This is a genomic window from Mesorhizobium sp. Root157, assembly GCF_001427385.1.
Taxonomy (GTDB): Bacteria; Pseudomonadota; Alphaproteobacteria; order Rhizobiales; family Rhizobiaceae; genus Mesorhizobium.
The window spans coordinates 69,804-87,086 of the sequence record NZ_LMGJ01000006.1; the positions used below are offsets into that span (position 1 = coordinate 69,804).

Genomic DNA, 17,283 nt, shown 5'->3' on the forward strand with positions numbered 1-17,283 from the left:
GCTTTTGGCCCCGTTTGTGTTGACAAAACGCGGACTTGCGCATATCGGCTTGCACATATCGCGTATGCGAGGCGTACGCCGCGACGGTAGCCGCCGCGCTTCCCGAACCAGCCAAAGACAGCAATCGATTTGTCCTCAGACACCCAGACCGCCGAAGAGGCGTTGAAATTCGCGGACCTCGGCCTGTCGCCGAAGGTGCTTTCGGCAGTCATCGATGCAGGCTATACGCAGCCGACCCCCATCCAGGCTGGTGCCATTCCACATGCCCTGCTCGGCAAGGACGTTCTGGGCATTGCCCAGACGGGTACAGGAAAGACGGCGGCGTTCGTGCTGCCAATGATTACCCGTCTGGAAAAAGGCCGTGCCCGCGCCCGCATGCCGCGCACCCTGATCCTCGAGCCGACGCGCGAACTCGCTGCGCAGGTCGAGGAAAACTTCATCAAATACGGCAAGAACCACAAGCTCAACATCGCCCTGCTCATCGGTGGCGTTTCCTTCGACGAGCAAGACAAGAAGCTGGAACGCGGCGCGGATGTCCTCATCGCCACACCGGGCCGCCTGCTCGATCACCGCGAACGCGGCAAACTGCTGCTCAACGGTGTCGAAATCCTCGTCATCGACGAGGCCGATCGCATGTTGGACATGGGCTTCATCCCCGACATCGAGCGTATCTGCGAGATGATCCCGTTCACCCGCCAGACGCTGTTCTTTTCCGCGACGATGCCGCCCGAAATCACCAAGCTGACGGAAAAATTCCTGCAGGCACCGGTGCGGGTGGAAGTCGCCAAGGCGGCAAGCACGGCCACGACAGTCACCCAGAGGCTGGTGAAGTCCGGAACAAAACCCTGGAACAAGCGCGAAGTGCTGCGCAAGCTGATCCAGCAAGAAGAAGAAGGTTTGAAGAACGCCATCATCTTCTGCAACCGCAAGGTCGAGGTTTCGGAGTTGTTCCGGTCGCTGATTAAGCATGACTTCGATGCCGGAGCGCTGCATGGCGACATGGACCAGCGCGCACGCATGGCCATGCTGAGCAACTTCCGGGACGGCAAGCTGAAGCTACTCGTCGCCTCCGATGTCGCAGCTCGCGGGCTGGATATCCCGGACGTCAGCCACGTCTTCAATTTCGATGTGCCGATCCACGCGGAAGACTACGTTCACCGCATCGGGCGCACCGGCCGCGCCGGCAGATCCGGCAAGTCCTTCACCATCGCCACCCGCCTCGACACCAAATATCTCGACGCCATCGAGCGCCTGATCGGCCAGAACATTGAATGGCATGACGGGGATCTTTCTACCGTCGTCGCCAGCGAGGAAGAAGATGAAACTCCTCGCCGTGGCCGCGGCGCACCTCGCCGGGCGGGTCGCCGGGACGAAGGTGGCAAGGAGCGCAAGCTACGCGGCGAACGTCACCCCCCCAAAGATGACACCACCAAGGCGGAACCCGCTGCTCCCGCTATTGCAGCATCGGCACCGTCGGAGACCACCGAGCGCCGTGAGCGCAAGCATGCGATCCGCGCCGACAACAGCGACCGCAAGGTCTCGCCCGATGCAACGCGCAGGGACGCTGGTCCGCAGCGTGGCAGCCGTCCCGACCGGCATCGCGAAGATGACAACGACTCTACGGTGGGGTTCGGCGACGACATGCCGGCCTTCATGCGCATTGTAGCAAAGGTCTGATCCGCACACGGCGTCTGCGAGCGCGGTGCGGTTCGGCGAAGCGCCGAACCTGCTCCATGACCGTTTTCGCATGGCCGTGAATGGCTCTAAAGGATCGTATCCGTCCAGCGCACAATCTGCGTTGCGGCATCGCCGAACGCCCGGTCCAGCGCAACGATATAAGCTTGGTTGCCGCTTCCTGATACAGGTGCCGCCGCGATAAAGCTCTTTGCCGCGCGGACCTCGCCATTTCGATCATTGAGCAGCCGCACGTAGAGTTCGACAACGGCGCGCTCACCTGCGGCGGCTTGGACTTCGAACGAACGGATTTCCGCGATAACCTGATAGTCGATCGCCAACCCCTCGCCCGGTTTGCCGACACCGGCGAAACTTCCGCTACGCTGGAAAGTCTCCGCCAACCGCGCCTGAACGATCAACGGCAGGCGGTCGGCCCACTGCGCGCCCTTCAGGTACTGGATCGAACCGTCGGTCGGCTTGATGACAATGTTCTGGCCATCGAATGCCTTGAGCGCAGATGGTTCGGCGATGAGGATCTGGCGGCGACTATGACCCCGTGCCTCGACGGCCGGCGCCGAAAGCTCGAACGTATCCAAGGGTGCGGGACCGCCGCCAGGCAACGCCGCGCAGGCGGAAAGCCCCAAGGAAAGCACTACGGCCATGGAAGAAGCTGTGACAGCCTTCACGAAGTTTCCCCGGTATGCTGCGGTCTAATGTGGAGCGATCCGGCGACCGACCCGGCATGGCCTTCAACCAGCGGTTTTGTGCGGTGATTGGGGAACAAAGTCAACGCCGCGCTCTCCCGTCGTACTGGCGCACTTCTCCGTCCCCTCCGGACAGGATGCGTTGAGGATTGCGTTGCAGATCGCTGACCGCCTGCTCGATGCGATTGATTGAGCGGCGGCTGTCCTGAACCAGCGCCTCCACGCTCTGCAGCCCTTGGCCGGAGAAACGGGCAAGGTTGTCGGTGATGGTGCCCAGTCGCGCATTCAGGGTATCGGCCACCTGCTTGAACGATTTCAGCGTTTCGCGCGCATCTGCCATCACGCCATCGGCCTCGCCGGATCCAAGTAACTTGTCGACCTTGGCCAGAATGCCGTCGACGCGCACCGAGGCGTTGTTGAGGCGCTCCGCCAGTTGCTGAGCGTCACTGATAGTCTGGTCGATATCGTCGGCACGGTCACCGAACTTGCTCGTGACCGCGGCTATGTCGCTGGCTGCCTTGTTGGCGTTCTCGCTGGCGGTCTTGATGTTGGTCAGCGCATCGCGAACGTCATTCGCATCGACGCCATCCAACACGCCATCGACCTTGGCAAGCGTGCCTTGAGTCTTTTGAGCGAAGTCGTTGATCGAGGCGACCGCCGTATTGACGCCCTTGATCACGCTGTCGAACTGATCGCCGGACTGTTTGAGATTCTTGGTGAAAGTGTCGATGTTTGCGACGATCTCCCTCACCCGGTCCCTGTCGACTGAATTGAGCAGGCCTTCCGCTGCCTTCAACGTGCCGTCCAGTTTCCCGGACACGCCCTGCAATTCCTCCGACAATGCGCTGACGCTGGTCAGGAACTTGTCGATGCCGTCGGAATTCTTCGCCAGTGCGTCGGAAAACCTCTGCGCATTCTGGACCGTCTGGGTCAGGGGACCGCGAACGTCACTGGCGAAACCTTCCAGTTGCGACAGAACCTTGTCGGCACGCGTAAAAATATCCTGTGCCGTCTGGAGAAGGTTGGTCACGGCGGACGGGTTTGCGGTTATTTCGGCGACGGTACCTTGCTCTTCAGCCTCGTCGAGCAATTTCGCCTCGCGGGGGTCGGCACCCTTCAGTTCGATGTTGGCCTGTCCGGTCAACCCAGCCAGGCCAATATCCGCCTGGGTTGACTTGGTGATCGGCGTCAAGCGATCAACCTCCGTATCGGCGATGGCGACGGTCGGGTTATCGACATCGATATAGACGCGCCGGACATCGCCGACCTTCACACCGTTGAACAGCACGAAGCTGCCCCGTGCGAGACCGGAGGCGGAACCGGGAATACGCACCCGCAACAGCGTCGTTTCACCCCGATCCCCGATGGCTGCCGTCCAGTAGACGAAGCCGAAGGCAGCCAGGATCGCCACCAGCGTAAAGATACCGACAATGACGTAGTTGGCTCTGGTTTCCATTGCGCTATTTATCGCTATCCACGGGCGGCGAGATCAAGTTGTCGGGCTCGTTTACCGCGAAAATAGGACTTTACCCACGGCTCTTCGCTCTTGCGCATCTCCTCTATGGTCCCTTCCACCAAAACCTTCTTGTCTCCCAACACCGCAACGCGGTCGCAGGCGGTGAAAAGCGAATCGAGATCGTGCGTGACCATATAGACGGTAAGGCCCATCGTATCGCGCAGCTTGACCACGAGTTCATCGAATTCTGCCGCCCCGATAGGATCAAGACCTGAGGTTGGTTCATCGAGAAAGACAATGTCGGGGTCGAGCGCCAGAGCCCGTGCCAGCGCCGCCCGCTTGATCATGCCGCCCGAAAGCTCGGAAGGAAACTTGCGCGCTGCATCGGAGGGCAGCCCGACAAGCTCGATCTTGAGCATGGCCAGTTCGTCCATGAGCTTTTTCGGTAGGTCGAGATACTCGCGCATCGGCACCTGAACGTTTTCCTGAACCGTCAACGCAGAAAAGAGCGCTCCGTGCTGGAACAACACGCCAAGGCGCATATCGATCCGCAGGCGCTCGACCTCGCTCGCCTTGTCGACATCGACACCAAGCAGCGTGATCGTGCCCGACCGCTTTTTAGTCAAACCCAATATGGTGCGCAGCAGGACCGACTTTCCCGCACCGGATGCGCCGACAAATCCGAGTATTTCGCCGCGCCTGACTTCCAGCGATAATTTGTCCAGTATCACCTTTTCGCCGAATGCGACGGTGACATCGCGCGCCGACAGCACAATTTCCGCCTGGTCGCCGTCGGGCACTCCGTTCACCATGGTTTCGCCTGCCGCCGCCATCTCAGAAATTGATCGCCGCATAGAAGATGGCAAACAGGCCATCGAGCACGATGACGACGAAGATCGATTTCACCACCGACGCGGTGACGTGCCGGCCAAGCGATTCGGCGCTGCCGCCCACCTTCATTCCTTCGACGGAAGCGATTGTGCCGATGATCATCGCCATGAAGGGTGCTTTGATCAGCCCGGCGGAAATCGTGCTGAGATCGATGGCGACACGAAGCCTGTCGATGAAGGCGGCGGGCGGGATATCGGAATAGAGCCATGCCGCCAGCATGCCACCGCCAAGTGAGGCGAAATTCGCCATTATGGTCAGGCAAGGCAGCGCAATTACCAGTGCCACAAGACGCGGGAAAACCAGAACGCCGATCGGATTCAGGCCGATCACCTTGAGCGCGTCCACCTCCTCGCGCATCTTCATCGAGCCAATTTCGGCGGTGATGGCGCTGCCGGAGCGGCCGGCGATCATGATGGCGGTCAACAGCACACCCATTTCGCGCAACACCAGCACGCCGACCAGATCGACGACGAAGATGTCGGCGCCGAAATAGCTGAGCTGATAGGCGCCTTGCTGGGCGACGATGGCACCGACGATGGCCGACATCAGAAGCACGACGGGGATAGCCCCCACGCCCATGCGATCAATCTGGTTGAAGATCGCCGCCGGGTTCACCGCGTGGCCACGGCCCAGTTTCATCTGTGCGCCACGGATGGTCGCGCCAAGGATGTTCATGGCGGCTAGGAAATCGTCGCGCATTTCATAGACGCGACGACCGACGGCCTCCAGCCCGCGGACAACAATGTTGGGCGCACGCTCTTGCAGTGGTTCGTCCGAACGAGCCGAAGCGTCGCCGACCGCGCCGAGAAGAATCGCTGCAATATCGCTTTCGCCTTGCAGGGTAACGGTGACGCCACGCGCCTTGTTGGCTGTGACCAGCCTGTCGATCAGCCAAGCGCCTGCCGTGTCCAGCTTCTCGATGTTGGAGAGGTCGAGCGCCAGCGTCCTGAACCCGCTGCGCTTTTCGATCTTGCGCATTTCAGCGTCAACGAGCGCCACCGTGCGCGTCGTCCAGATGCCGGAAAAGGCGCAGCCCAGCACATCGCCTTCTTCACCGACCGCAATGCGCGGCATGCGATCGGCTTGCGTTGCCGCCGTCCTGCTTGCGTCGCGTTTGCCAATGGTCAACATGGGCTCCTGTTTAACCCGATGGCGTTTGGCTGTCGATTTGCGGAAACCTTCGTCTAGCCCTTGATGGAGAAGAAAGATATGGCTCGTGTCATTTCGGTCGAGGCCGAGCGTTTCCCCATCGCCGGAACCTTCACCATCTCACGCGGCTCCAAAACCGAGGCGGAGGTGATTGTATGCACGATCTCGGACGGCAAGCATGTCGGGCGCGGCGAATGCGTGCCCTACCGACGCTACGACGAGACGATGGACAGCGTTCGTGCTGCGATCGGGAATATCAAGCAGCGCATAGTCAGCGGGATGGATCGGCTTGCCTTGCTTGAAGCGATGCCGGCGGGCGCTGCGCGCAACGCGATCGATTGCGCCTTGTGGGATTTCGAAGCGAAGGCAAGTGGTGTTTCCGTATCCGAGCGCATCGGCGTAAAATCCCTGCCACTCGAAACGGCCTACACATTGTCACTCGATACGCCCGATGTGATGGCCACGCAGGCCCGCGCCAATGCCGAACGACCCCTGCTCAAGGTCAAGATCGGCGGCGACAACGACATCGCCCGCATTAAAGCGGTAACCGAGGCTGCTTCCGCAAGCCGCATCATCCTTGATGCCAATGAAGGCTGGAACGACGACAATATCGTTGAAAACCTTGCAGTAGCGGCGGAATTTGGCATCGCGCTGGTTGAGCAACCGCTGCCGATCGGACGCGACGGTATCTTGAGAGACATTGCGCATCCGCTGCCGATCTGCGCCGACGAAAGCGTGCACCAAGCAAGCGATCTCGAAGCGCTCATCGGCCTCTACGACGCGGTGAACATCAAGCTCGACAAGGCCGGCGGGCTCACCGAAGCCCTGCTGCTTAGGGACCGCGCCCGCGAAATGGGGTTCGGCATCATGGTGGGTTGCATGGTCGGCACGTCGCTTGCCATGGCGCCGGCCGTACTGCTTGCGCAAGGCGCGGATTTCGTCGATCTGGACGGGCCGCTGCTGCTCGCGCGCGACCGTGAACCGGGGCTCACGTACGAGGGTTCACTTGTCTCGCCGCCGTCACGCTCGCTTTGGGGCTGAACGCGCCGCAAGCCCGATGCACGCCAAGCCGACCAAGGCCACGGCTATCATGGCGAAGAACCCATCCACGCCGAACCGATCGTAGAGTGGCCCGGAAACCAAGGTGACCGCAGCCGTGCAAAAGCCGTTGGTGAAATAAGCAATGCCTTGCGCAGCGCCCGTCCGCTCCTCTGCAACGGTCTCGGCAATCATCTTCTGCAAGCCGATCAGGATCAGTGCCGTCGAAAGCGCGTGAAGCGTCTGCACCGCAAAGAATCCTGCAACGCCAAGGCCGAGCGGCCAGATCAAGGGAAAGGCTAGCCAGCGCAAAACGGCGCCGATCCCGGCCAGAACCATCACGCTTACGACGGTGGATGACCCGAACAGGCGATTGAAAAACAGGAACATGCCGATCTCGGCCGCGACACCCCATGCCCACAACAGGCCAACCACAGAATCGCTGATGCCGATGGATTTCCAGTAGATCGAGACGAAGCCGTAGAGAAAACCGTGGCTGCCGATGAGGACGCCGGTGCCGGCGGCGAAATAGAGGAAGTAGGGGTTCAACAGTTTGGCCCCGGATTCCTGGATGTCCGTCGCCGACTGAGGTGACGCGCGGCGCGGCGGCCCGAGGCGTGGAGCGAAAATCCCGGCGACCAATGCCGCACAGAAGGCCAGAAACACAATAACAGGCATCGCCTGCGCACCGGTAATGGCCAGAATGAACCCGCCGGCAAGATTGGCGCATAGAAACGAGATCGATCCCCATATGCGCATTCCGGTGTAGTTGGCGCCGTAGCGCCGCACTCCCGACAGGGCGATCGAATCGCCGATGGTCGAATGTGGAGTCCACACCACAGCCAGCGCAAGCGACACGCCCAGAACCAGTGCATAAGTCGGCCTCAGGAAGTAGCCCGCCGAGACCAAGACCGAGGCAGCGACGAGCGCGACATAGACATTCGCCCGGTCGCGCGCGCTGTCGGCCAGGGTAGTCAAGAACGGCGTCGTCACAACACGCAGGAACATCGGCGCCGACAGGATCACCGCGACCTCTTCGGGACTGAATCCGTTGCCGGTCAGCCAAAGAGGGAAATACGGGATGTAGATGCCGTTTGGCACCAACAGCGTGAAGAAAATCAAGGCCATGCGCAATTCGAAATGGCGCGGTCTGATCAGCTGTTCTGGCGAAAGCGGCGGCAGGGACATGGGTGGAACGATCCGAAACGCTGTGCCCGAATCCGGGCGGCCAAGCTTCGGTTGATCTATCACAGCGCGACATTGGGCGGAACGCCACACCACTGGTTGCGCCAACCGCCTATTAGGCGGCTTCAGGCACTCGAACGTCAATATCGATGGTGACGAGACCTTTTCCCGAGGGCGGCGCTCCTGACTTCACATGCGCCCAGCGCAGGATTTCCATGCGTCCGTCGAAATGCTCCACCACCGCCGTGCAGTTTTCGACCCAGTCTCCGGTGTTGATGTAGGCGACGTCGCCGAACATCTCTATCGCGGCATGATGGATATGGCCGCAGATGACCCCATCGACCTGGGAACGCCGCGCTTCCTGCATGAGCACGGTCTGGAAGGAACCGATGAAACTGACGGCTTTCTTGACCCGCATCTTTGCCCAGGATGAGAACGACCAGTATTCCAGGCCAAGCAGGCTCCGCGCTCGACTGATCAGGCGATTGGTGAACATGGCAGCGTCGTAAGCATGGTCGCCGAGATAGGCCAGCCAGCGAACATTGTGGACGACGGTGTCGAACTGGTCTCCATGGATGACAAGGAAACGCTTGCCGTCGGCAGCTTCATGGACGACGCTGTCGGCGACAACAATGCCGCCGAAATGCACGCCCTGAAACTGGCGGGCGAATTCATCGTGGTTGCCAGCGATATAGGTGATCTTGGTGCCCTTACGCGCCTTGCGCATCAATTTCTGAACGACATCGTTGTGGCTCTGAGGCCAATGCCAGTTCCGGCGCAACCGCCACCCGTCGATGATGTCACCGACAAGATAGATGGTATCGGCGTCGTGGTAGCGCAGGAAATCGATCAGGAATTCGGCCTTGGCGGCCTTCGATCCCAGATGCACATCGGAGAGGAAAATACTGCGGAAAGTGCGGGTTTCTAGACCGGGCATCGCAATCTCACCTTTTGACAATGCCTATGCGACGATTCATGCAACAAACATATGACGGTTGCGATTGATCCAGTCGGGAGAGTAGCGTCGCGCAGCCAGCAGGAGGATTTTCATATGGATCTCGGCATTCAGGGCAAACAGGCCATCGTCTGCGCATCGAGCAAGGGGCTTGGGCGCGGCTGCGCAATGGCGCTGGCGGAAGCCGGTTGCGATGTCGTCGTCAACGGTCGCGGCGCCGAGGCCCTGGCCCGGACAGCCGCTGAAATTCGCGAGCGCTTTGGCGTGAACGTCATCGAGATCGCCGGCGATATTTCCCAGCCGAGCGTTCAGAAAACCATGTTCGAAACCTGTCCGGAACCGGACATTCTCGTCAATAATAATGCCGGCCCGCCATTCCGGGATTTTCGCGAACTCGACCGCGAAAAGATTCTCGCAGGCGTCACCCAGAACATGGTGACACCCATCGAACTGGTCAAAGCCGTCATTGACGGCATGGCGGCGCGCGGATTCGGCCGCATCGTCAACATCACCTCACTATCGGTCTACGTGCCGATCGTGGGCCTAGATCTGTCATCCGGAGCGCGCGCCGGCCTGACCTCGTTCCTCGCAGGAATCACGCGGACGGTGGCAGACCGCAATGTCACCATCAACAACCTCTTGCCTGGCAAACTCGATACCGACCGGTTGCGCGGGCCGCATGAACCGGGCTCGATCGAAGAGCCAGCAGCAGCGGCGGCTCGAAAGGCACGCATCAGCGCCGATATTCCGGCAAAGCGGCTAGGCACGCCCGAGGAATTCGGGCAAGTCTGCGCGTTCCTCTGTTCCGTCCACGCAGGCTATCTCACCGGGCAGAACATCCCGGTGGACGGCGGCCTTTATGTCAGTGCCTTTTGAGGAAAGCATGCTAGGACCGATGTCGGGTTTGGAGCGCGGCGTGGGCCAAATTTTATAAATGAGGTCGCTCAAACAATGGGTTGGACACGGCGGCTCAAGCGAAACCAATCAGGGTTCAGGGTACAGTGGCGAGTGAGGGGAGCGGTGGTATGAACAGCGACAACACAAAGACGACACGGTCCGATCTCGAAGAGGCCGCCCTTTTCTTCCATAAGTACCCCGTCCCCGGCAAACTGGAAATTCAGGCCACCAAACCTCTCGGCAACCAGCGCGACCTCGCGCTCGCGTATTCGCCGGGCGTGGCGGCACCTTGTCTGGAAATCCGTGACAACCCCGGTGCCGCCGCCGACTACACCGCAAGGGCGAATCTTGTGGGAGTCGTCTCCAACGGCACAGCGGTCCTTGGCCTCGGCAATATCGGCCCTCTCGCCTCCAAGCCGGTGATGGAAGGCAAGGCGGTGCTGTTCAAGAAATTCGCGGGCATCGACGTCTTCGACATCGAGATAGACGCGCCTGAGATCGAACGTATGGTCAACACGATCTCGGCGCTCGAACCAACCTTCGGGGGCATCAATCTCGAAGATATCAAGGCGCCCGAATGCTTCGAGGTGGAAGAGCAGTTGAAGGCCCGCATGAACATTCCGGTGTTCCATGACGATCAGCATGGAACGGCCATCATCGTGGCTGCGGCGATCCTCAACGGCCTGGAATTCGCCGGCAAGTCCATCGAAACCATCAAGATCGTCACGTCTGGCGCTGGCGCCGCGGCGCTGGCCTGTCTCAATCTTCTCGTCTCGCTCGGCGCGAAGGTCGAGAACATCTGGGTCACAGACCGCTTCGGCGTGGCCTACAAGGGCCGTGTCGAGGAAATGGACCGCTGGAAGGATCCATACGTCAAGGACACGGAGGCACGCACGCTTGCCGATGTGTTGCCCGGCGCAGACGTGTTCCTCGGCCTTTCAGCTGCCGGCGTGTTAAAGCCGGAACTGCTTAAGTTGATGGCGGACAAACCGCTGATCCTCGCTCTTGCCAATCCGACGCCCGAGATCATGCCCGAGGTGGCGCGGGAAGCACGGCCAGACGCAATGATTTGCACGGGCCGATCCGATTTCCCCAATCAGGTCAACAACGTGCTGTGCTTTCCTTACATCTTCCGCGGTGCCCTCGACTGCGGCGCCAAGGCGATCAACGAGGAGATGAAAATGGCGGCGGTGCGCGCCATCGCGGCACTCGCCCGCGAGGAGCCATCGGATGTCGCCGCGCGCGCCTATTCCAGTGAAACCCCCATATTCGGCCCGGACTTTCTCATCCCCTCGCCATTTGACCCGCGCCTTATCCTGAGGATCGCGCCGGCGGTGGCCAAGGCTGCCTGCGATACTGGCGTAGCCACCCGGCCGATCGCCGACTTCCCGGCTTACGTCGACAAGCTCAACCGCTTCGTCTTCCGCTCTGGCCTGGTCATGAAACCAGTATTCACGACCGCAAAAGGGTCGTCAGCAAAGCGCGTCGTGTATGCTGACGGTGAGGACGAACGGGTGCTGCGCGCGACCCAGGTGGTCATCGAGGAAGGCATCGCCGAGCCAATCCTCATCGGGCGGCCGCACGTCATCGATGTGCGCTTGAGGCGCTATGGGCTCAAGATCAAGCCCGGCAAGGACTTCGAACTCATCAACCCCGAGGACGATCCCCGCTACCGGCACTATGTCGACCTACTCATCGAACTGGCTGGGCGGCGCGGCATCACCCAAGAAGCTGCGCGTACGATGGTGCGCACCGACAACACGGTGATCGCTGCCCTGGCGCTGAAGCGTGGTGACGGTGACGCAATGCTGTGCGGACTGGAGGGCAGGTTCGGCAAGCATCTGCGCAACGTCTCCCTCATCATCGGAGCACGCCCCGGCATCAAGGACAGGGACCTTTCCACGCTTTCCATGCTGATCTCCCAGCGTGGCATCACGTTTTTCACCGACACCTATGTCACTGTCGATCCGACGGCGGAGGAGATAGCCGAGATGACGGTGCTTTCAGCCGAGGAAATCCGCCGCTTCGGTATCGAGCCCAAAGCCGCCCTTCTGTCACATTCGGATTTTGGTTCTCGCGATACGGCGAGCGCGGCCAAGATGCGGCGCGCGGCCGAAATCATCGCCAAGATTGCGCCCGATCTGGAGTGCGATGGCGAGATGAATGCCGATTCGGCGCTCTCGCCGCAATTGCGTCAGCGGGTCTATCCGCATTCTCGCCTCAAGGGCGAGGCCAACCTGCTGGTTTTCCCTAATTTAGACGCGGCCAATATCGCGATGTCGACGGTCAAGCAGATGATGGACGCGCTGCATGTCGGGCCGATCCTGCTCGGCTCCGACCTGCCGGCACACATCCTGACGCCCTCGGTCACCTCTCGCGGCGTGGTCAATATGACAGCACTTGTAGTCGTCGAAGCCGCACAAAAGGCGCAAGCGACATTGCGCTTCGACCGGTTACCTCCGGCAGCAAACTAAAGAAGCGGTTAACTCCCGCCGCGCTAGCCTTTGCGCAAGTGGATTGGGATGTGAGGCGAAGGTGCAAGGCCGGAGCTGGAATCTGACAATTGCCGCGTCGCTCATGGCGGCGACGGTGATCGGCGCTTCCCCGGCTCTCGCGGCGTCAAGCACTTGTCACCAACTCGAGGCGCAACTTGCCCGCGTTTCAGGTTCCGTCAGCCCGAAGCTCGTCAGGAAGTATGACGACGCAATTGTCCGGCAGGGCAAACAGATCGAAATCGCGCGCAGGCAGGCAAGCCGTGCCGGGTGCGGATTTCTGTTGTTCGACGGCTCTGTAGGTCGTTGCGCCGAAATCAACAGCGCCATCGAACGCATGAACACCAATCTCGATTCCTTGCATCGAAAGCGAGCAGCGCTTTCCCGCAACTCTGATCGCCAAGATCGCGCGCGCATTCAGGCAGCACTGGACGCCAACGACTGTCGCAAGCAGCAGGTGACCATCATCCGCTCCTCGCAGCCGGATAATATTGGCGCTGAGCAAGCTCGCCCCAATGGAACTGACGCCCCGGCCCAATCGCTCAACAAGGGCATCATCATTCGCAGAAGCGGCGATGGCTTCGTGCGGCTTGGCGGAGAATATCGCACGCTTTGCGTGCGCACCTGCGACGGCTATTTCTTTCCCATGTCGAGTGCCACTCCGGTCGGCGACTTCCAGCGCGACCAGGCACGGTGCGAGGCCGCCTGCCCCGGTACCAATGTTGAAATGTTTTATTCGGAAGGAGGTGATGATGACCGTAACATGATGTCATCGATCACTGGCGATCTGTATAAACAATTGCCCAACGCCTTCGTCTACAAGCGCCTCGACATCCCCCGTGAACCAAGCTGCAGTTGCGGAGCTATTCAGGATTCGCCGGTCGTCGGCGGCCCACAAGCCGCGCAGCCGCCGCAGATAACTTCACGGCCCGGTTCCTCCATCGTGGAGATGGGCCCGGCCAAACCCACGGCCTCGGCAACTCCAACGAAGGCGCTCAGCGAAACCGTTCCTGCCGAGCGAGACCCTGACGATGACAGCAAGGTCAGGGTCGTCGGGCCGACGTTCCTTCCCGGCCCAGAAGAGGCAATAGATCTGCAAGCTCCGGCCCGGACGCGAGCCCCGTAAGCGCCAGCCTGAGCGGCGCGAAAAGCGCCTTGCCCTTGCGACCGGTTGCGTCCCGAATAGCAGTGGTCCACGTCTTCCAGACTGCGCCATCCCATGGCTCTTGAGGCAACAGGTCGAAAGCCTGATGCAGGAAATCCCGATCCTCGTTGGAGAACTCCGGTTTTTCCTGCACGCCATCATTGACGATCCGCCACCACACCGCCGCATCGCCAAGCTTGTCCAGATTGCCGCGTACCGCGTTCCAGAATGGCTCGGCACGCGTATCCGAGATGCCGAGCACGCTCAGCCGATCGCGCGCCTCGGCAAACGGCATGCGATGAAGCAAAGTTCGATTGAGGACGAACAGTTCGTCCGGATCGAACTTGGCAGCGGATTTTGAGGTCGCTGCCGGATCGAAGTGATCGGCAAGCCCAGCCATGACTGGCAGGGCTTGCACACTCTCTGACGTGCCGATCAGAACCGCCAGCGAGGCAATTGCCATCGGCTCGATACCCGCTTCGCGCAAGCTCTCTATCGACAGGGCGCCGGTGCGTTTGGAGAGCCCCTCACCCGTGGTGGTCGTTAGCAGGTTGTGGTGGCCGAATGTCGGAAGTTCAGCGCCGAGCGCCTTGAACAAGGCCAATTGAACTCCAGTATTAGTGACATGGTCATCGCCACGGATGACATGGGTAATGCCCATATCGATGTCATCCACAACCGACGGCAGCGTGTAGAGGTACGTGCCGTCCTCGCGCACCAGAACAGGGTCCGACAGCGACGCGAGATCGACCGTTTCCTCGCCACGCACCAGATCGTTCCAACGGATATCGGTGCGTTCGGGCTGAAGTGGATCGGAAATAAAGTTCGGGAGCAGAAAGCGCCAGTGCGGCTTGCGCCCATCCGACTGATACTCGGCAATCTGATCAGCTGTCAGCGTCAACGCCTCGCGGCCATAGACCGGCGGAAGGCCGCGTGTTCGGCGAACCTTGCGGCGCAGATCTAGCTCTTCGGGCGTTTCATAGCAGGCGTAAAGAACCCCGGCCGCTTTCAGCTTCTCCACTGCCGCGTCATAAAATTCAAAACGCTTCGACTGGTAGTCGATCGCGTCAGGAAAAATCCCAAGCCAGTGCAGGTCGTAGAGAATCGAGTCGGCGTATTCCTGCTTCGAACGGACAATATCAGTGTCGTCGAAGCGTTGAATGAAGCGGCCCTTGCTCTTCTGCGCGAACAGCCAGTTGAACAGAGCTGTACGGGCGTTGCCGATATGGATGCGGCCGGTGGGCGATGGAGCGAAACGGACTGTGACTGTCATGGAGGGGGCGTAAATGAAGGCGCTCTGTTTTGCAACTTTACCTGCGAACGCCTTTGCCGCCTTCGAACGAGCGCCGATCCGGCAAGCCGAAACACTTCGGCCTGCCGGGAACAGCATCGGATCAGTTGACGGCTTCCGTCTGAGGCAGCGCTCCAGCGGAGGCAGTGGGAAGTTCCGCACTTGCCAGTTGATCGGCGCAAAGCTCGGCGGCGCCACGAACTGGCTTCTTCATGTCGGCAAAAGTGACCCAGCCGCCATCCTGGACAAAACTGTCGCGCTTCCAGGAATCCGCCTTCTTCAATTCCGCCAATTGCGCGCTGGCATCGGGCGCCGCGAGAAAACGATGAACGCAGATGTTTGCGGCAAGTGTTGCCGCCGCTTGCTCGCTTGCCGTTTCGGCCTGCTTGACGGCGGTCGAGCCAGTGACCCAGCCGCCCCACGAAAAGCCAACGACCATGGTCAGAACGGCCGCTCCGACACAGGACCACAGCCACGTACTCTTTGAGGGCTGATAGGCATTCCACTTCTCTCCCATGGGCATTGTTCGTCTCCTTAAAATTCATCGACAGTTCCAGGGAAACACCGCAAGAGTGGTCACGGTATAAATCAATCTATCACACAACGTGATGCAAGATACCCCGAAAAGGCAGTTTCTAAGAAGGGCAGGACGATAGGACGCCGCCGCAGCGACTGCGGCCCAAGGAAATGAACGAAACACCTTTTGGTGGAAGCAAACGGTGGCTTACCCGCGATCCCGGAACCGGTTGGTAATCGGGTATCGGCGGTCGCGGCCGAAATTCTTTTTCGTGATCTTGACGCCGGGCGCCGCTTGGCGGCGCTTGTATTCGGCGACGTAGAGCAAGTTCTCGACGCGTGCGACCGTCGTGCGGTCATGCCCGCGCGCGACGATCTCGTCCACGCCCATTTCGTTTTCGACCAAACATTCGAGAATGTCATCGAGCACCGGATATGGCGGCAGCGAATCCTGATCCGTCTGGTTATCGCGCAGTTCTGCAGAGGGGGCCTTGTCGATGATACTGGCCGGGATCACCTCGCCAGAAGGACCAAGAGCACCGGGTGGCACATAGGTGTTGCGCCAGCGCGAAATCGCATAGACTTGCATCTTGTAGAGGTCCTTGATCGGATTGAAGCCGCCATTCATGTCGCCGTAAAGCGTGGCATAGCCAACCGACATCTCGCTCTTGTTACCGGTGGTGACGACCATCGAGCCGAACTTGTTCGATATCGCCATCAAGATGGTGCCGCGAGCACGCGACTGCAGGTTTTCCTCGGTGATGCCTTCTTCGGTGCCGTCGAAAAGCTGGGTGAGAGCATGCATAAAGCCTTCGACAGGCTCGAAGATCGGCACGATATCGTAGCGGCAGCCGAGTGCACGGGCGCAATCCTCGGCATCCCTCAACGAGTCCTTCGTGGTGTAGCGGTAGGGCATCATCACAGCCCGCAACCGCTCCTCGCCCAGCGCATCCACCGCCAAGGCGGCACAGATCGCCGAATCGATGCCGCCCGAAAGCCCAAGCACGACATTCTTGAAGCCGTTCTTGTTGACGTAGTCGCGCAGGCCCAGCATGCAGGCGCGGTAATCGGCCTCTTCCTTTTCAGGAATCTTCGACATCGGGCCTTCCGTGCAAACCCAACAGTCGGATTTTCTTTTCCAAGTCGTGACGTCGACCGCGTCCTCGAACTGGCTCATCTGGAAGGCGAGCGATTTGTCGGCCCCGATGGCGAAGGAGGCACCGTCGAACACCAATTCATCCTGGCCGCCAAGTTGGTTCGCGTAAATCACTGGCAACCCGGTTTCGATCACCTGCCTGATGGCGACCTGTTGGCGGACATCCACCTTGCCGCGATAGTAGGGAGAGCCGTTCGGCACCAGCAGGATTTCGGCGCCGCTTTCGGCCAGCGTCTCGCAGACGCCAAGGTCGCCCCAGATGTCCTCGCAGATCGGAATGCCCAGCCGGATACCGCGGAAATTGACCGGCCCCGGCACCTCAGGCCCCGCCTGAAAGACGCGCTTCTCATCGAATTCGCCGTAGTTCGGCAGGTCGATCTTGTAGCGCTCGGCAACGATCTTTCCGCCATCGGCAACGATAATCGAGTTGTGGGTACCGCTCTTGCGCTTCAGCGGTGTGCCGATGACCACTCCGGGGCCACCGTCCTCGGTATCCTTGGCAACATCACGCGCCGCACGCTCGCACGCCTTCAGGAAGGCCGGTTTCAGGACCAGATCCTCCGGCGGATAACCAGCGATGAAAAGCTCGGTGAACAAAACGAGATCAGCACCCTGGCGGGCCGCGTCCGCCCTCGCCTCGCGCGCTTTGGCAAGATTGCCGGCAACATCGCCGACCGTGGGATTGAGTTGGGCGACAGCGATGCGCAACGTATCGGGAATGGTCTTCTTGGTCAT

The 17,283-nt window shown here is 60.3% G+C and carries 14 protein-coding genes; 5 read left to right on the top strand and 9 right to left on the bottom strand.

The annotated features are described in order from the left end of the window. Positions 1-129: 129 nt before the first annotated feature. Positions 130-1,677: a DEAD/DEAH box helicase gene (locus ASD64_RS06285; RefSeq protein ID WP_056102403.1), complete on the top strand. Its 1,548-nt coding sequence runs from the start codon at positions 130-132 to the stop codon at positions 1,675-1,677. Positions 1,678-1,763: 86 nt separating this feature from the next. On the opposite strand, the gene ASD64_RS06290 is transcribed toward ASD64_RS06285, so the two are convergent. The 4 genes from ASD64_RS06290 to ASD64_RS06305 form a co-directional block, all read right to left on the bottom strand. After that, the gene (locus ASD64_RS06290) at positions 1,764-2,336 is read right to left on the bottom strand and encodes an ABC-type transport auxiliary lipoprotein family protein (protein ID WP_056102407.1); all 573 of its coding nucleotides are present in this window, start codon (positions 2,334-2,336) and stop codon (positions 1,764-1,766) included. Between the two features lie 124 nt (positions 2,337-2,460). Next, the gene (locus ASD64_RS06295; RefSeq protein ID WP_056102410.1) at positions 2,461-3,834 is read right to left on the bottom strand and encodes an MCE family protein; all 1,374 of its coding nucleotides are present in this window, start codon (positions 3,832-3,834) and stop codon (positions 2,461-2,463) included. Positions 3,835-3,848: 14 nt separating this feature from the next. Beyond that, positions 3,849-4,646, bottom strand: a complete 798-nt coding sequence (locus ASD64_RS06300) for an ABC transporter ATP-binding protein (RefSeq protein WP_056102601.1) — start codon at positions 4,644-4,646, stop codon at positions 3,849-3,851. 22 nt (positions 4,647-4,668) lie between these two features. Next, positions 4,669-5,856 (bottom strand): MlaE family ABC transporter permease, encoded by a 1,188-nt coding sequence (locus tag ASD64_RS06305; protein ID WP_056102414.1) that lies wholly within the window; start codon positions 5,854-5,856, stop codon positions 4,669-4,671. A 78-nt stretch (positions 5,857-5,934) separates the two neighbouring features. Here ASD64_RS06305 and dgcA point away from each other — a divergent pair, with 78 nt between their 5' ends. Continuing rightward, positions 5,935-6,915 carry an N-acetyl-D-Glu racemase DgcA gene (gene dgcA, locus ASD64_RS06310; RefSeq protein WP_056102605.1) on the top strand — a complete coding sequence of 327 codons (981 nt, stop codon included), beginning with the start codon at positions 5,935-5,937 and terminating at the stop codon, positions 6,913-6,915. Here dgcA and ASD64_RS06315 read toward each other — a convergent pair. Together ASD64_RS06315 and ASD64_RS06320 are read right to left on the bottom strand one after the other, a co-directional pair. After that, positions 6,895-8,100, bottom strand: a complete 1,206-nt coding sequence (locus ASD64_RS06315; RefSeq protein WP_056102418.1) for an MFS transporter — start codon at positions 8,098-8,100, stop codon at positions 6,895-6,897. The genes dgcA and ASD64_RS06315 overlap by 21 nt on opposite strands. Before the next feature lie 112 nt (positions 8,101-8,212). Next, positions 8,213-9,034: a UDP-2,3-diacylglucosamine diphosphatase gene (locus ASD64_RS06320; RefSeq protein ID WP_156460035.1), complete on the bottom strand. Its 822-nt coding sequence runs from the start codon at positions 9,032-9,034 to the stop codon at positions 8,213-8,215. A 114-nt stretch (positions 9,035-9,148) separates the two neighbouring features. Between ASD64_RS06320 and ASD64_RS06325 the strand changes: the two genes are divergently transcribed. The 3 genes from ASD64_RS06325 to ASD64_RS06335 all read left to right on the top strand — a co-directional run bounded on the left by ASD64_RS06325 (position 9,149) and on the right by ASD64_RS06335 (position 13,567). Next, positions 9,149-9,928: an SDR family oxidoreductase gene (locus ASD64_RS06325; RefSeq protein WP_056102421.1), complete on the top strand. Its 780-nt coding sequence runs from the start codon at positions 9,149-9,151 to the stop codon at positions 9,926-9,928. A gap of 149 nt (positions 9,929-10,077) precedes the next feature. Then, positions 10,078-12,423 (top strand): NADP-dependent malic enzyme, encoded by a 2,346-nt coding sequence (locus ASD64_RS06330; protein ID WP_056102423.1) that lies wholly within the window; start codon positions 10,078-10,080, stop codon positions 12,421-12,423. 301 nt (positions 12,424-12,724) lie between these two features. Then, positions 12,725-13,567, top strand: a complete 843-nt coding sequence (locus ASD64_RS06335) for a DUF2865 domain-containing protein (protein ID WP_244480721.1) — start codon at positions 12,725-12,727, stop codon at positions 13,565-13,567. On the opposite strand, the gene gltX is transcribed toward ASD64_RS06335, so the two are convergent. The 3 genes from gltX to ASD64_RS06350 all read right to left on the bottom strand — a co-directional run bounded on the left by gltX (position 13,485) and on the right by ASD64_RS06350 (position 17,283). Continuing rightward, a complete protein-coding gene (gene gltX / locus ASD64_RS06340; protein ID WP_056102432.1) occupies positions 13,485-14,858 on the bottom strand; it encodes a glutamate--tRNA ligase in 1,374 nt (457 codons plus the stop codon). The two genes, ASD64_RS06335 and gltX, sit on opposite strands and share 83 nt — an antisense overlap. A 121-nt stretch (positions 14,859-14,979) precedes the next feature. Further along, positions 14,980-15,399 (bottom strand): hypothetical protein, encoded by a 420-nt coding sequence (locus ASD64_RS06345; RefSeq protein WP_056102436.1) that lies wholly within the window; start codon positions 15,397-15,399, stop codon positions 14,980-14,982. A gap of 201 nt (positions 15,400-15,600) precedes the next feature. Further along, positions 15,601-17,283 (bottom strand): NAD+ synthase, encoded by a 1,683-nt coding sequence (locus ASD64_RS06350; RefSeq protein ID WP_056102440.1) that lies wholly within the window; start codon positions 17,281-17,283, stop codon positions 15,601-15,603.

Bases quoted from the DNA above. Each gene is read 5' to 3' on its own strand.
- ASD64_RS06290 (WP_056102407.1), bottom strand. From the start codon at position 2,336: ATGGCCGTAGTGCTTTCCTTGGGGCTTTCCGCCTGCGCGGCGTTGCCT.
- ASD64_RS06295 (WP_056102410.1), bottom strand. From the start codon at position 3,834: ATGGAAACCAGAGCCAACTACGTCATTGTCGGTATCTTTACGCTGGTG.
- ASD64_RS06300 (WP_056102601.1), bottom strand. From the start codon at position 4,646: ATGGTGAACGGAGTGCCCGACGGCGACCAGGCGGAAATTGTGCTGTCG.
- ASD64_RS06305 (WP_056102414.1), bottom strand. From the start codon at position 5,856: ATGTTGACCATTGGCAAACGCGACGCAAGCAGGACGGCGGCAACGCAA.
- dgcA (WP_056102605.1), top strand. From the start codon at position 5,935: ATGGCTCGTGTCATTTCGGTCGAGGCCGAGCGTTTCCCCATCGCCGGA.
- ASD64_RS06315 (WP_056102418.1), bottom strand. From the start codon at position 8,100: ATGTCCCTGCCGCCGCTTTCGCCAGAACAGCTGATCAGACCGCGCCAT.
- ASD64_RS06320 (WP_156460035.1), bottom strand. From the start codon at position 9,034: ATGCCCGGTCTAGAAACCCGCACTTTCCGCAGTATTTTCCTCTCCGAT.
- ASD64_RS06325 (WP_056102421.1), top strand. From the start codon at position 9,149: ATGGATCTCGGCATTCAGGGCAAACAGGCCATCGTCTGCGCATCGAGC.
- ASD64_RS06330 (WP_056102423.1), top strand. From the start codon at position 10,078: ATGAACAGCGACAACACAAAGACGACACGGTCCGATCTCGAAGAGGCC.
- gltX (WP_056102432.1), bottom strand. From the start codon at position 14,858: ATGACAGTCACAGTCCGTTTCGCTCCATCGCCCACCGGCCGCATCCAT.
- ASD64_RS06345 (WP_056102436.1), bottom strand. From the start codon at position 15,399: ATGCCCATGGGAGAGAAGTGGAATGCCTATCAGCCCTCAAAGAGTACG.
- ASD64_RS06350 (WP_056102440.1), bottom strand. From the start codon at position 17,283: ATGACCAAGAAGACCATTCCCGATACGTTGCGCATCGCTGTCGCCCAA.